We start from the raw sequence: 14304 nt of genomic DNA, 5'->3' as shown, positions 1-14304 counted from the left end.
CACGATAGTGCTGGCGGCCAAATACCACAAATCAACTGGGTCCACGGAACAAGGCCGTAATTGAAGCCAGATTGATACCAACCATGACACCCTGATTTCCCCCGAGGAAATGGAGAAATGGCTGGCCGCCAATCCTGGGCCGCTTAAGAAGTAACCTGCAAGTAAACTTGCTGCTGTGCTCGGGCCGCCTTTGTGCGGCGGTCTGAGTATGGCTTTTGCGTTTTGCTCGCGCTCAGCGCGACATTCGCTCAACCACTTTCACCAGCGCGGCGGAATCAAGCTCCCCATCGCCGGTGCCCATCAGCGCATTCATATGCTGTGTCACCATAGCCGCGCCGGGGAGCGCGAGTCCCAGCTTGTGCGCGGTTTCCATCACGATGCGCATGTCTTTCTGGTGCAGCCTCACCTTGAAGCCGGGTTTGAATTCGTTATCCAGCATGCGCTTGCCATGCACCTCCAGAATTTTGCTGTTGGCGAAACCGCCCAGCAGCGCCTCGCGAACCTTGGCGGCGTCCACGCCGTTCTTGCGCGCAAAGGTGAGCGCCTCGGCAACCGCTTCGATGGTCAAGGCCACCACGATCTGATTGCAGGCTTTGGTCACCTGTCCCGCGCCGTTGCCGCCGGTATGCACGATGTTTTTACCCAGGCATTCGAACAGCAGCTTGACGCGAGCAAACACTTCCGGCTTGCCGCCGACCATGATGGACAGTGTGCCGTTAATCGCGCCGATTTCTCCGCCCGAGACCGGCGCATCGAGCATCTCCACTTTCTTCTGTGCGAGTTTTTCCGCCATCTCGCGCGTGGCGACGGGAGAAATCGTGCTCATGTCCACCACCACCGAGCCGGGTTTCCCGCCGTGAATCAAACCATTTGACCCCAGCACCACCTCTTCTACGTCCGGAGTGTCAGAGACCATCACAATCGTTACCTCCGACTTTTCCGCCACTTCCTTTGGTGAGCCGCAAGCCATTGCTCCCGCGTCTTTCAACGGCTTCATGGATTCCGCGCGGCGCGCATAAACGGAAAGCGAGTGGCCGCCCTTGATGAGATTGAGCGCCATGGGTTTGCCCATGATGCCAAGTCCTACAAATCCGACTTTCATCTTGCTTCTCCTTTCAGTTGTTGCTTTTGAACACTATTCCCGTCCCACTAATGACTTGAATGGTAATTGTTCCTCACACCATTGCGCTACCCCCAGCAACTTGTCATCTTCCCGAAAAGGCCCAACCATCTGCAACCCCAGCGGCAGACCCTGGGGCCCCAGCCTAGTGGGAATCGTGACGGCAGGCACGCCGCACAGGGTCCAGATGGTGCAGAAGGCGGGATCGCCGGTGCTGTCCAGAGTGGCGGGCGCTTCCCCGTTGGCTGGCGGCGTGAGGATGGCGTCGAACACTTTCAGGAAGGCGGAAAGATCCTCCTGCAACTCACGGCGAAAACTCAGAGCATCCTGATAAGCGGAATCGGAAATTGTCCGGCCTTCATCCAGAAAAACGTTAAGCCCTGCACTGATTTTTTCACGGCCCCGCGCCTGCAGTTCCCGGAAAAATCGCGCCGCTTCATAAGCCATGATGTGCCGCAGACAGGGGTGGGCTTGATTGAACGCGGCGGGAAGCTCAGTTTCTACCACCTCCGCCCCCGCTTCACGGAGCTTTTTCACGTTATCGGCAAAGATTCTGCGTTGCGCTTCCTCGGCACGCGTCCATACCGGAGAGCGCACGGCGGCCAATTTGGGCTTTTTCGCGAGCGCCTGGATTTCGCGGCTCACGGGATTTTGCGTTTCCGCAACGCATGAAATCACCCAGGCGGCATCGGCTACGCTGCGCGTAAACACGCCGCTCTGATCCAGTGTCGGGCTGTAATCCAGAGTGCCGTGATTGGAAATCGTGCCCTGGCTGGGCTTGAAGCCGATTACTCCGCAAAACGCCGCGGGGCGGATGATGGAGCCGTTGGTTTGCGTTCCCAGCGCCGCGGGAACGAAACCCGCCGCCACCGCAGCGGCGGAGCCGCTGGAGGAGCCGCCCGGCGTGTGCAACGGATTCCAAGGATTGCGGGTTTTACCGGGATGAAGGAAGGCGAACTCGGCGGTGACTGTCTTGCCCATGACAAAGCCGCCGGCTGCTTCCAGTTTTTCTACAACACGCGCGGAAGTCTTTGGCATGTTTCCGGCAAAAAGCGGCGAGCCGAACTCTGTAGGTATCACCCGCGTATCAAAAATGTCCTTGATGCCTAGAGGCAAGCCCTGCAGCGGAACCGTCGCCTGTCCTTCGTTTTTTCTGCGGTCGGCTTGTTCCGCTAGCTCCATCGCCCGCTCATGGTCCAGCCATTGCCAGGCCTGGACCTGCTCCTCCATCAGCCAGATGCGCTGCAGGCAGGAACGGGCGTAATCAGCGCTGGTGAACTGCCCTTCGGCAATGCCCCGCGCCGCTTCGCGCAGACCAAGTTTGAAAAGCTCCTTCATAACGGACAAGCAAGAAAAAAGCAGACATGGCTACCGGCGGCGAAAGCAACGCAGTTTGCAGGTTTGCACCCACTGCCTGTTCAAAGATTGTGCGCACCGCAAATTTCCTTGAGGCGCTGGCGCCATTCATCCCGCGCTCCCCGGTCGAACCTGAACCAGATCCTGTACCGGGGAAAAGCGCGGTCCCGGACACTGACGACCAGCCACTGATGGCGGATTCCCCATATGCTCTCTTCCTCAGGTTCTACGGATACGACGTCCTTGGGTTCAATCATCCTGGCATGCTGCCCCTCGACCACTGCGATTTTGTTCGTCTTTTTCTCGTAGCCGACGTAGGTATCGGCCTTCACATGGAAGAAGTCCGGGCTGAAATTTTGGGGAAGCATCGCCTTGGTTTTTTGTTCCGGCCAGTTCCCTCTCATAAAAAGTCTGTAGTTCCACCATATCCCCCCGAAGAGTACCACGACGATGATCACTGAAATCACGGTATCCGACATGTTTATCCCCTCGTTTTCCTAACTTATTCAGATCCAACTACCTGTACAGATAGTTCGGCAGCCACAGCGTCAGACCGGGCCAGAGATACATGATCACCATGCACAAGATGATGATAGCCATGTACGGCATCATGCCGGCGAAAATCTGATTGAGAGTGACATGGGGAGGCGAAACACCCTTGAGATAAAACGCCGACATGGCGACGGGCGGGGACAGGAAGGCCGCTTGCAGATTGACGGCGACCAACGTGCCGAACAGGATCGGATCAACATGAAAGAGGTGCAGCATCGGCAGGAAGATCGGCACGAAGATCACGATAATCTCGGTCCATTCCAGCGGCCAGCCCAGCAGGAAGATGATCGCCTGGGACATCAACAGGAACTGTACCGGTGTGAGATTAAAGCTCAGCACCCATGTCTCAACAAGCTGCTGCCCGCCCAAGATGGCGAACACGGCGGAAAACAGGGCGGATCCGACGAATAGCCAGCACACCATGGCCGTGGTCTTTGCCGTAAGAAACACGGACTCCTTGATGCGTTCCCAGTTCAATTTCTTGGCTTGCCAAGCCAGCAGCAATGCGCCTGCGGCGCCCACCGCCGCAGATTCCGTGGCCGTGGTGATACCGAAAAAAATGACGGCCAGCACCACGAAGGTGAGGATTGAAAGGGGCATGACCGATTCGACCAACGCCTTCAGAATTTCAAACCGCTCCGGGCCCATATGCCAGTAATAGATCAGGAGCGGGACGCCTGATGCAACCGCCGTGCCCCAGAAATAGGTATAGAACTCTTTCGCGGGAGGCGTCTCCTGATGGATCACGACAAACCACCACACGATTGCGAATGTCGCGACGGTCAGAACCAGCGGGGACATCGCGGCGGCAAAATTCTTCGCGATGAAGTAATATCCGATTGGGCCTTTCTCGGTTGACGCCTTGCCGGCAATCTTGGACGGATTCACCATCGCCAGCGCAAGGCTAAGACAGACATTGCGCGAGTACGCCTGAACCATTTGCGTCACCCATGCGGGCACCGTCACCTTATATTCATCGGGAGACAACTTCGGGGCGCCCCTTGGGTTGAGCACCGCCCACCCGATTACGTAAAGCAGGTACAGGAAAGAAAGGAAAAAGCCCGGAAACATGGCCGCAGCGTAAAGCTTGACCACGGATTGGCCCGCGACAGCAGCGTACACGATGATCATGACGCTGGGGGGTATCAGGATACCTAAAGTACCGCCTGCCGTGATTACCCCGGATGCGAGCCGGATATCGTAGCCGGCGTTCAGCATGGGTTTCATGGCGATAACCCCCATCAGCACCACCACCGCGCCCACGATTCCGCTGGCGATGCCCCAGAAAGTGCAGATGATCAGGGTCGTTACCGCAAGCGAGCCGGGTATTCTGCGGAACGCGACCTGAATGCTGTGGAACATCTTGTCCACCAGCGCTCCGCGCTCGATGATATAGCCCATGTACACGAAGAGCGGGAGCGACAGCAAGGCGTCGTTGGTCATCACCCCGTAAGCGCGCTGCACCATCAGGTAGAATATTTTATTCTGGAACCACGGTTGGCTGGGGTCGTAGAAAGCAATAAAGCCAAAAAACATGCCCAACCCCATCAGTGTAAAAGCGGTGGGGAAACCCATCATGATTACAATCACGATGAGCGTGAGCATGGTGAGCCCGAGCGCGGGATCACTCACTTTATACGCCCCCCTTGTGCTGGCCTGCCTCAGCTTTTTCCAGTTCGTGAGCTTTTTCGATCGCGTACTTTTTATCTTCTTCGCTGACCAATGTGCTTTCCTTGAGTTGCATTTCGACCACGTCGATTTCCTCCACATCCTTGAGGCGCTGCGGCCATTCCCCCGTTTTCAGGCAGATGACACAGCGCGTAATTTCCACCAGACCCTGCAGCAACACCAGCGCTCCGGCGATAGGAATCAGGGTCTTGAAGTGATATAAGGGAGGCCCCCCTGAGCTCAGGCTGGAATGCTCGTGGAGCACCCAGGAGGTCTTGGCAAAGTCAATCCCAGAATATGCAAGGGCAGCGATGCCGGGGATAAAGAAAAGGAGATAAAGCGCGAGATCCAGTGCCGCCTGCAGTCGCGGCTGGAAGGAGTCGTAAAGAAAATCGCCGCGCACGTGGCCGTCCTGTGCGAGGGTGTACGCCCCGCACATCATGAAAAGCGCACCGTAGAGCATATAGCTCATATCAAACGCCCAGTCGGTCGCGGAATTGAAAGCATAGCGCCAGATGACGTCGTAGCAGATTATGGCTGTGAGCACCACAATCAACCAGGCAAATGCTTTGCCGACCCAGGTGCTAATATTGTCTACGAAAAGAAGATAACGCTGCATTTCCGGCTCCTCGACATAAAAACATCCGGCGCTTTGCCGCGCCGGATGTCATGCCATGCCGCTTTAACTTAATGCTCTCTTGCCAAAAAAGTGGGTGTAGGCGGGTGTGGGGGAAACGATGGTATCTAAACCCCAACCCGCTACCCGCTTGGCCCACGCTTTCTGGGACTCGATGACTTTTGCAAAGAACGGATTTTCGTCCGATTTTCTTTTGATCACCACATCCCAAGCTTTGAGCTGCGCTTCCAAGATATCTTTGGGAGTGATGTGGAAGTTCACTTTGTCCTTAGTCTGCAACTCGATGTAGTCCTGAGAATAGCGGTCAAGCGCTTTCCACGACATGTCGGCGTGCGCAGCCTCGACAGCATACTTGATGATAGACTTGATATCGGTGGGCAGCGCGTCGTACTTTTTCTTGTTGAACAGTATTTCGAAGCACTCGAGTGGCTGATGGTAGCTTTGCAGGTAGCAGTGTTTGGCGACATCCTGAAAACCCAGCGCCCTGTCTGAGGAGGCGTTGTTGAATTCGGCGGCGTCAATCAGCCCCCGGTCCAAGGCCGACACGATTTCCCCTCCTGGCAGCGCCACCACCGAGGCGGTAAACTCCTTGTAGTTGTCCACCGCCAGTCCCACGGTGCGGAATTTGATAGTCTTCATGTCGTCCACGGATTTAATCTCTTTTTTGAACCAGCCGAAAGGCTGGGTAGGCATCGGACCATAGAGGAAGCCCACCAGGTCGAAGTTCATGATCTTGTGCTGCAGCTCGTTGTAGAGCTCAAGCCCGCCACCGTAGTAGACCCAAGCGAGCAGCATATTGGCGTCCATGCCGAACCCTGGACTTGTGCCGAACAGGGAATATGCAGGATGCCTGCCGTACCAGTAGGCGGCAACCCCATGCCCGCCGTCCAGAATCCCCTTGTGCACGGCTTCAATCATGTCGAACGCCTTGACCACCGCTCCTGCCGGCAGCACTTCGATCTTCAGTCGGCCGCCGGTCATTTCGTTCACTTTCTTGGCGTAGTCCAAGGCATATTCATGGAAGATGTCTTTGGTCGGCCAGGTACTCTGGAAGCGCAGGGTAATCGGCGCTTGCGCCTTGGCAATCATCGGGAAGCCGATGGCTGCGGCACCGGTGCCAACAGCTGCTGCGCCTTTTAGGAATTTGCGGCGTGATACGACTGTTTCAGACTTGGCGGCGGAAACCGCTCTCTGCTTCTTGATCATAAACTCCTCCTTATTAGATACTCATAAGATTTTGGGCAGAACGCCCGTTTTTTGATTTGCGTTGATGCGCAGGAGGTTAATGTAAATTTCCCTTCAGCATCATGACCCAGCTTCGCCATCGTATACCCGTATCTGAGCAAAATCAACACGGATAAAGCGGAGACTCTGGACCGAGTTTAAACCCTGGCCAGTACCGCAATAACCGGTGCAAAGCCGACCGACTTTACGCGCTTGGCATCCGGATGCCAGCCGAGAACCAGCAGCAAGGCCGCGAAACCCAGCATATATGCCAGCGCCACATGCCAACCATGCCTGAGCCACGACCCGACCGACTTGGCTTCCGGGTACATGTTTGACAGCGCCACGCCTGCCGAGGAACCGAACCAAATCATCGAACCGCCGAAACCCACCGCGTAAGCAAGATAACCCCAGTCGTACCCCCCCTGTTTTAGCGCCAGGGCAGTGAGCGGAATGTTGTCAAACACCGCAGAAACAAAACCCAGGCCCAGCGCCGAACGCCAGGAAGCGGCAGGAAGTTTTTCCACGGGCATGAGCGACGCACACAAAATAAGCGACAGCAGAAAAATGCTGCCCTTGACCGCATTTGGCACCACCTTCCAGTCGGGTTTGCGAAGCGGAACCGCCATCAAGATCGCCAGCCACACTGCTGTGCCGATAAAAGGAAAACGGTCGGAGACAGCGGTAAACTCGAGGTTGACCGCAACATTAGCGACGATCGCGGCAATCAGGATCAGCGCAACGATGGCAACCCGCCCCCAATCAATCCGCACTCCGCGCGGCGGGTCTTTTCTGATCGGCGAATAGCGCTGCTGCTGCAGCGCTGCCGGAATGCCGAATATCACCATCGCCACGGATGCCCCTACATAAGCTTCAAGCACATCGAGTGGGTTTACTCCGTCGATCCACATCATCGTGGTGGTGGTGTCGCCGACCACGCTGCCCGATCCGCCGGCGTTCGAAGCGGCGACAATCGCCGCAAGGTAGCCGATATGAACCTTGTGCTTGAAGACGGTCGCCGCAATCGTGCCGCCGATGATTGCTGCCGCGATGTTGTCAAGAAAACTCGACAACACGAAGATCATCACCAGCAACATGAACCCACCCTTCCAGTCGTCCGGTAGGAATTTGGGCAGCACTGCCGGCACCTGACTCTCTTCGAAATGCCTCGAAAGCAGCGCGAATCCGACCAGCAGCAGGAACAGATTGGTAAGAATCACCCACTCATGCCCCATGTGAGAGACGAAACCGGCAAAGCCGGGCCCGGACTTGAACCCGACGAGCAGGAACTTATAACCGAGGATAACTGCGAGACCGGTGAGCGCCACGTAAAGCGTGTGGCGATGGAATAGAGCCACGCCCAACAGCGTCAGGCCGAAGAGAATGAAATCCACCGGAATACCGAACAAAGCCGGCCCGTCTTTCGTCACCATGCCGCTGGCTTCCGTCGCGCAAGCGAGATTGCTCACCAGGATAAGAGATGCCGCAAACAGCGGCGAATATTGGCGTTGCGCCGGGCGCGTTTTTGCTTTTTCAGAAAATAACATGCCCCCTCCCATGGACGCGCGATTCTAGCATTGATTGCGGGGGCGGCGAAAACGCACGTCGGGCTTCATGCCCGTTCCGGTTTCCCCATCCACAGGTTGCTTTGCAGGCGCGCCACATCGTTGAGTGAACCGGATTTTTTGAGTTGTTCGCGCAACCAGAATGAATCGTTGCGGCGCGCCACTTCGCCACCGAAAAAGCCGACCAGCAGCAGCACGCCGAACAGGATGGGCGGCGTGAAATGGCTGGGCAGGTTCGGAAGAAAGCTGAGTTCGGACATGGGTGTTGAGATTCAATTGAAAGCGGGCGCGGTAAAAGCATGGAGGATGGCTGCCCGCGCTGCGTCTCTGCGCCGTCGCGGAGTCCGGGACTGCTGCTCGAAGACGGGAATGATTATAACCATCGGCGGTTTTTCAGGGCAACCGAAATTTCGCCGGCTGTGCCACGCAAAAAAATCAATTGACGAGGATAATGTGCACTCGATAAGGACCATGCGCGCCGAGAGTTACCGTCTGTTCAATATCGGCGGTCCTTGAAGGCCCCGAAATGAAATTGACTGCGCGCGGCATCGTTGAAAGTTCGCTGCGCAGCAAAGCCCAGGCTTCCTCCATCCCCTTCACGATGCGCGCGGTGTCCACCACCGCGATGTGGGTTTCCGGCAAAAGGCTGGTCACAGAGGGCGAGCCTTTTCCCGAAAGCGTGACCAGTGTTCCGGTCTCCGCAATCGCGCAGAACGCGCCGGTGATGCCTACCAGATCATTTCCGTTCGCAGGCCGCGCGGTTACATTCATGCCCTGCGCAGTCCAATCGAGCTGCGCAAATTCCGGCCAGCACACGGCTTGCAAGGGCAAATTGTGTTCGCGCAAATAACGTGCAGCCGCCGCGGGCAATTGCTCGAACGCAGCAATTTCATCCACGCTGCTGGCGAGGCTCAACGCCCGCTCGCGAAAGCGTGCGATGAGATTCCACTCCGCTTGCGGTCTGGGGCCCGGCGCGTGCCGCGCAATATAGGCTCGCATTGCTTCGCGCGCGGCTTTTCTTTCGTTCTTGCCGAGCGCGGTGCGGATACGACTCAATACGTTTTCACGTGCGGCCATTGCTCACTTACCGATTCTTCGACCAGGATGTTTTGGCTCCGACGTAACGTCGCGCTCCGCGCGAAACGTTAGTCTCCGCCGCAATTTCGTTACGCTCATTGTCACGCGCGCTCATCAGTGGGTAGGCATATCGAGCTTGGGTTTTTCGGCCTGCTCCGGCCAGCGCCCTGTAACCGCTTTGGTGCGGGTGTAAAACTTGACGCCTTCGGGCCCATGCACATGCAAATCGCCGAACAGCGAATTTTTCCAGCCGCCGAAGGAAAAGAACGCCATCGGCACCGGGATCGGCACGTTGATGCCGACCATGCCCACTTCGATTTCATGCTGGAAGCGCCGCGCCAGTGCGCCCGAGCGCGTGAACACCGCGGTGCCATTGGCATACGGGTTGCGGTTGACCAGTTGAACCGCCTCATCATAATCCCGAGCGCGCAGCACGATCAGCACCGGGCCGAAAATTTCATCGCGGTAAATCGTCATCCGCGGCGTGACATGATCAAACAGCGTGGGCCCCAGATAAAAACCGTTTTCATGGCCGGAAACCTTGAGCCCGCGCCCGTCCAGCACCAGCTTCGCGCCTTCTTTTTCGCCGGCGTCGACATAAGCTTTCACCTTGTCGCGGTGGGCGCGCGTCACCAGCGGGCCCATTTCCACCTCCTTGATATTTCCCGGCCCGACCTTGAGTTTCGCGGCCTTGTCGCGCAATTTCGCAATTAACGGATCAGCGGCTTCGCCCACCGCCACCACGGCGGAAATCGCCATGCAGCGCTCGCCCGCCGAACCGTAAGCCGCGCCGATCAAGGCGTCCGCGGTAAATTCCAGATCGGCGTCCGGCAGCACCACCGCGTGGTTTTTCGCACCGCCCAGCGCCTGCACCCGCTTGCCGTTCTTCGCGCAAGTTTCATAAATGTATTTGGCGACCGGCGTCGAACCCACAAAGGAAACCGCCTTGATTTCCGGATGATGCAAAATCGCATCCACCGCTTCCTTGTCGCCGTGCACCACGTTGAACACGCCGTCGGGAAGCCCCGCTTCCTTGAACAGTTCCGCCATGCGCAGGCTCGCCGAAGGCACTTTTTCAGAAGGTTTAAGCACAAAAGTGTTGCCGCAGGCAATCGCCACCGGGAACATCCACAGTGGCACCATCACCGGGAAATTGAACGGCGTGATTCCCGCGCACACGCCGAGCGGCTGTTTGAGCGTATAGCAATCCACGCCGGTGCCTACATTTTCTGAATGCTCGCCCTTGAGCAAATGCGGAATGCCACAGGCGAATTCCACGACTTCAATGCCGCGCTGCACCGAGCCGGCGGCGTCCGACAACGTCTTGCCGTGCTCTTCGCTTGCCAGCCGCGCCAGTTCTTCGCGGTTTTTTTCCAAAAGCTGCAAATAACGCATCATGATGCGCGCGCGCTTGAGCGGCGGGGTTTCGCGCCAGGCGGGAAACGCCTGTTTTGCAGCGCGCACCGCGGCATCAATATCGGCAGCACTGCAAAGCGGCGCCTTGCGGATGACGTCCCCGGTGGCGGGATTGGTCACTTCGCCCCACCGCTCGCTGCCGCTGGAATGATAAGCGCCGTTGATCCACAGCTTCACTTCAGTCACATTCACATTTAGATTGGTCATGCCCGACTCCAGGAAGAAAGACGGCGAGCGGAGATGTTTGATGTAGGAATTATACTCCAATTGGAACAGCGGTTTGCGCTGTGGTCAGAGTGTCACCGGCTCAGGTTTCGTTATACGCCTTGCCCGGGAAAACCATGCGTCATTCTCCGCGTTTGCCCGCCTGATAAAGCTCGCGGAATGTTTTGCCTTCCGGCGCGGGAAAATCACGCCCATTGGTCCAGCCGCTCCCCGCCGGCAGGTAATGCAGAACTTTTTCTTCGCCGCTCATCCATTTCAATACGCGTGCCGCGATGCCGGTCATGGCGGTGTAAATTCCAGGCCGCTGCGCGACCCATGCCCAGACTTTCAGCGCGAGCCGTTCCGGCCAGGGACGCAACCCCCGCTCCACCTGCTTTTCCCTGAGCTTGCGCATCAGGTCGGGCAGCGGAATCTTCACCGGGCAGACCACCGCGCACTCGCCGCAGAACGTCGACGCGTTGGGCAGGTCGAGCGCGTTTTCCAGCCCGGCGTAAATCGGGGTAAGCACCGAACCCATCGGGCCGGGATAAACCCAGCCGTAAGCGTGGCCGCCGACGTTCTGATACACCGGGCAGTGATTCATGCACGCACCGCAGCGTATGCAGCGCAGCATGGCCTGCAGCGCTCCGCCCAGGAGCTTGGTGCGCCCCGCGTCCACCAGCACAATATGGAAATGCTCCGGTCCATCGCTCGCATCTTTGCTTCTCACGCCGGTGTTGATGGAAACATAATTGGTGATCGCCTGGCCGGTCGCCGAGCGCGGTAGGAGACGCAGGAGCGTAGCGATATCTTCCAGCGTTGGCACGATTTTCTCGATGCCGGTAATCGCCACGTGCACGCGCGGCAGGGTGGTCGCCATGCGGCCGTTGCCTTCGTTGGTAACAATCAAGGTGGAACCGGTTTCGGCAATCAGGAAATTGGCGCCGGAAATTCCCATATCGGCGGAAAGAAAATGCGGTCGCAGCACTTCGCGCGCTTCGCGGCACAATTCCGGAATCCCGGTCTTGCGCGATTTCTTGTGCTTTTGCTCAAAGAGATCGGAGATCTCGTCCTTTGTCTTGTGCACTACCGGCGCCACGATGTGCGAAGGCGGCTCGTGCGCCAGTTGCAGGATGTATTCACCGAGATCGGTTTCCACCACTTCGATCCCCGCCGCTTCCAACGCCTCGTTGAGAGCGCACTCTTCGCTCACCATGGATTTTGATTTGACCGCTGTTTTCACCCCATGGCGCGCGGCGATTTCGCACACGATGCGGTTCGCTTCTTCGGTGGTCTCGGCCCAGTGCACTTCCGCGCCGCGCGCGGCGGCCGTTTGCTCGAATTGCTCGAGATAAACATCGAGATCAAGGAGCACACGGTCACGTATTGCCGCTGCTGCGTCGCGGAACGCTTCGAAATTATCCAGCTCGCGTACCGCCGCCGCGCGCGCATGAACGAATTTGCCCTGCGCTTTCAGCAGCGCCTGCTGCAACTGCTTGTCGTGCAGCTTTTCCGCGGCGCGCGCCTTGAAGTGCATGGACGCAACTTGCATTCAAAATTTCCTTGAAATTTTGAATGAGGAGCGAGGCGTAAGGAGTAAGGCGTGGTTTAGTCCAAACATTTTTTGCTCCTCACCCCTCACCCCTTACTCCTCACCTGCTAATACCTCGGCCACGTGCAGGACACGGGTTTTTCGATTGCCGCGGCGGCACAGCCGGCCTTCGATGTTAAGGATGCAGCCCAAATCGCCGAGCACCACCGCATCCGCGCCGCTGATCTCGATGTCATGGCACTTGTTGTCGGCCAGCCGCGTGGAAATCTCACCGAACTTGACCGCAAAAGTGCCGCCAAAGCCGCAGCAGGTTTCGCAGTTTTGCATTTCCTTGAGCTTGACATCCGGCATCCTCGACAACAGCGTGCGCGGCTGTTGTTTCACGCCCAGCTCGCGCAGACCGGAGCAGCAATCGTGATAAGTCACGCTGCCGCTGAAAGCGCCGGGCAGTTTTTCCAGCTTCGCCACATTCACCAGGAAATCGGTCAATTCAAAGGTACGCCGCGCCAGTTTTTGCGCCTGCTCGAGCAGTTTAGGTTCGCCTTCGAACAGATCGGAATAATGCACGCGCACCATTCCTGCGCAGGAACCGGAGGGCGCGACCACATAATCGCAAGCGGCGAATTCTCGGATGAATTTCAGCGCCAGCGCTTTGGCGGAAGCGCGGTCGCCGGAATTGTAGCCCGGCTGGCCACAGCAGGTTTGGCTTGAAGGGACTATCACTTCGCAGCCCGCGGCTTCCAGCAGCCTAAGCGCGGCAAAACCGATGCGCGGGCGCATCAGATCAACAAGGCAGGTCACGAAAAGCCCGACACGCATCGCTTTCCCTTAATTAGGAATTTTCAGAAAAGTATGCGCCTAATCATAGCACGGCGTTCTTGCCTTCTACTGACAAAAGTCGCGCAAAAATCATCGAGCGCGTGATGGGCGCATCGGCACCCGGGTATCAGCCGCCCGCATGCAGGTAATGCACGGCAAAAAGCTGCTGCGCATCGGTCCACAACCGTTGCGGCGCAAATCCCGCCTCCCTAGCCAGACCTTGAAATTCCGCCACCGAGTACTTGTAGGAATTTTCGGTGTGAATGGTTTCGCCCGCGCGAAAGGCGAAGCGCCGGCTCCCTATCTTTACTTGCTGGGCAACCAGACTCTCAAGATGCATTTCGATGCGCCCTGCCTGTTCGTTGTAAAACGCACGATGCCGGAAATTGCTCAAGTTGAAATCGGCGCCGAGCTCGCGGTTGATGCGCGTGAGCATATTGAGGTTAAATTTCGCCGTCACGCCTTGTGCATCGTTGTAGGCGGCGTGCAAAACTTCTTTCGATTTTTTCAAATCCACGCCCACCAGCATTGCGCCGCCCCGGCCCGCCACTTCCCGCGCCTGTTGCAGAAACGCCACGGTTTCCTCCTCTGTGAAATTACCGATGGTGGAGCCGGGAAAATAAATCGCTTTGCGCTTGATTCCCGTCGCATCGCGCACGGGCAACTTGATAGCCTGTGAATAATCGGCGCACACGGCCAGCACTTGCATGCCCGGATAAGCACCCGCGAGCGTCTGTGCCGAAGCGCGCAACTGCTCACCGGCAATATCGATCGGCATGTAGGCGAGAGGGCGCAGCTGGTCGAGCAGCAGGCGCGTCTTGCGGCTGGCGCCGCTGCCGTATTCGATGAGCAGGCAATCAGGGCCCAGGCATTGCGCCATTTCCGCGGCATACTCGCGCATCATCGCGGTCTCGACGCGCGTCAAATAATATTCGGGAAGCTCGCAGATGGCATCGAACAGCCCGCAGCCGTGCGCATCATAAAAAAACTTGGGGGGAATCTGCTTTCGCTCCCTGGAAAGCCCTTCGAGAATTTCGTCGAGAAAGCTCTTTTGCTCCGGGAGGAGAGGGTAAAACCGGACGGTCTTACCCGCAACCGGGCCCCTCATTGCTGC

At 57.5% G+C, this 14304-nt stretch carries 13 protein-coding genes; all 13 read right to left on the bottom strand.

The genetic code is table 11. The features are described from left to right. Positions 1-232: 232 nt before the first annotated feature. Complete coding sequence (locus tag VHE58_05395; GenBank protein ID HVS26716.1) at positions 233-1102, bottom strand: 2-hydroxy-3-oxopropionate reductase; 870 nt, start codon at positions 1100-1102, stop codon at positions 233-235. A 33-nt stretch (positions 1103-1135) separates the two neighbouring features. Next, positions 1136-2458 (bottom strand): amidase, encoded by a 1323-nt coding sequence (locus VHE58_05390; GenBank protein HVS26715.1) that lies wholly within the window; start codon positions 2456-2458, stop codon positions 1136-1138. An 80-nt stretch (positions 2459-2538) separates the two neighbouring features. Beyond that, positions 2539-2955 (bottom strand): hypothetical protein, encoded by a 417-nt coding sequence (locus VHE58_05385; GenBank protein HVS26714.1) that lies wholly within the window; start codon positions 2953-2955, stop codon positions 2539-2541. A 37-nt stretch (positions 2956-2992) separates the two neighbouring features. Further along, positions 2993-4660 carry a TRAP transporter large permease subunit gene (locus VHE58_05380; GenBank protein ID HVS26713.1) on the bottom strand — a complete coding sequence of 556 codons (1668 nt, stop codon included), beginning with the start codon at positions 4658-4660 and terminating at the stop codon, positions 2993-2995. Between the two features lies 1 nt (position 4661). Then, complete coding sequence (locus tag VHE58_05375; protein ID HVS26712.1) at positions 4662-5315, bottom strand: TRAP transporter small permease subunit; 654 nt, start codon at positions 5313-5315, stop codon at positions 4662-4664. Between the two features lie 63 nt (positions 5316-5378). Further along, on the bottom strand, positions 5379-6539 hold the full coding sequence (locus VHE58_05370; protein HVS26711.1) for a TRAP transporter substrate-binding protein: 1161 nt from the start codon (positions 6537-6539) through the stop codon (positions 5379-5381). A 176-nt stretch (positions 6540-6715) separates the two neighbouring features. Then, a complete protein-coding gene (locus VHE58_05365) occupies positions 6716-8104 on the bottom strand; it encodes a citrate transporter (protein ID HVS26710.1) in 1389 nt (462 codons plus the stop codon). Between the two features lie 65 nt (positions 8105-8169). Beyond that, entirely contained in the window at positions 8170-8382 is a 213-nt protein-coding gene (locus VHE58_05360) for a hypothetical protein (protein ID HVS26709.1), read from the bottom strand. Between the two features lie 175 nt (positions 8383-8557). Continuing rightward, the gene (locus VHE58_05355; protein ID HVS26708.1) at positions 8558-9199 is read right to left on the bottom strand and encodes a lactate utilization protein C; all 642 of its coding nucleotides are present in this window, start codon (positions 9197-9199) and stop codon (positions 8558-8560) included. Between the two features lie 114 nt (positions 9200-9313). Continuing rightward, entirely contained in the window at positions 9314-10822 is a 1509-nt protein-coding gene (locus VHE58_05350) for a CoA-acylating methylmalonate-semialdehyde dehydrogenase (protein HVS26707.1), read from the bottom strand. A 139-nt stretch (positions 10823-10961) separates the two neighbouring features. Beyond that, positions 10962-12371: a LutB/LldF family L-lactate oxidation iron-sulfur protein gene (locus VHE58_05345; protein HVS26706.1), complete on the bottom strand. Its 1410-nt coding sequence runs from the start codon at positions 12369-12371 to the stop codon at positions 10962-10964. A gap of 93 nt (positions 12372-12464) precedes the next feature. Further along, positions 12465-13190 carry a (Fe-S)-binding protein gene (locus tag VHE58_05340; GenBank protein HVS26705.1) on the bottom strand — a complete coding sequence of 242 codons (726 nt, stop codon included), beginning with the start codon at positions 13188-13190 and terminating at the stop codon, positions 12465-12467. Between the two features lie 127 nt (positions 13191-13317). Beyond that, the gene (egtD, locus tag VHE58_05335) at positions 13318-14298 is read right to left on the bottom strand and encodes an L-histidine N(alpha)-methyltransferase (protein HVS26704.1); all 981 of its coding nucleotides are present in this window, start codon (positions 14296-14298) and stop codon (positions 13318-13320) included. Between the last annotated feature and the right edge of the window lie 6 nt (positions 14299-14304).

It is taken from the genome of Burkholderiales bacterium (assembly GCA_035543335.1).
In the GTDB taxonomy this organism is placed as follows: Bacteria; Pseudomonadota; Gammaproteobacteria; order Burkholderiales; family JAHFRG01; genus JAHFRG01.
The sequence above is the reverse complement of the archived record's forward strand: the minus strand, read 5'-3'. Positions and strand labels throughout refer to the sequence as shown.

What these genes read in the sequence shown, in the direction of transcription:
- VHE58_05395 (HVS26716.1), bottom strand. Translation starts at nt 1,102, where the DNA reads ATGAAAGTCGGATTTGTAGGACTTGGCATCATGGGCAAACCCATGGCG.
- VHE58_05390 (HVS26715.1), bottom strand. Translation starts at nt 2,458, where the DNA reads ATGAAGGAGCTTTTCAAACTTGGTCTGCGCGAAGCGGCGCGGGGCATT.
- VHE58_05385 (HVS26714.1), bottom strand. Translation starts at nt 2,955, where the DNA reads ATGTCGGATACCGTGATTTCAGTGATCATCGTCGTGGTACTCTTCGGG.
- VHE58_05375 (HVS26712.1), bottom strand. Translation starts at nt 5,315, where the DNA reads ATGCAGCGTTATCTTCTTTTCGTAGACAATATTAGCACCTGGGTCGGC.
- VHE58_05370 (HVS26711.1), bottom strand. Translation starts at nt 6,539, where the DNA reads ATGATCAAGAAGCAGAGAGCGGTTTCCGCCGCCAAGTCTGAAACAGTC.
- VHE58_05365 (HVS26710.1), bottom strand. Translation starts at nt 8,104, where the DNA reads ATGTTATTTTCTGAAAAAGCAAAAACGCGCCCGGCGCAACGCCAATAT.
- VHE58_05360 (HVS26709.1), bottom strand. Translation starts at nt 8,382, where the DNA reads ATGTCCGAACTCAGCTTTCTTCCGAACCTGCCCAGCCATTTCACGCCG.
- VHE58_05355 (HVS26708.1), bottom strand. Translation starts at nt 9,199, where the DNA reads ATGGCCGCACGTGAAAACGTATTGAGTCGTATCCGCACCGCGCTCGGC.
- VHE58_05350 (HVS26707.1), bottom strand. Translation starts at nt 10,822, where the DNA reads ATGACCAATCTAAATGTGAATGTGACTGAAGTGAAGCTGTGGATCAAC.
- VHE58_05345 (HVS26706.1), bottom strand. Translation starts at nt 12,371, where the DNA reads ATGCAAGTTGCGTCCATGCACTTCAAGGCGCGCGCCGCGGAAAAGCTG.
- VHE58_05340 (HVS26705.1), bottom strand. Translation starts at nt 13,190, where the DNA reads ATGCGTGTCGGGCTTTTCGTGACCTGCCTTGTTGATCTGATGCGCCCG.
- egtD (HVS26704.1), bottom strand. Translation starts at nt 14,298, where the DNA reads ATGAGGGGCCCGGTTGCGGGTAAGACCGTCCGGTTTTACCCTCTCCTC.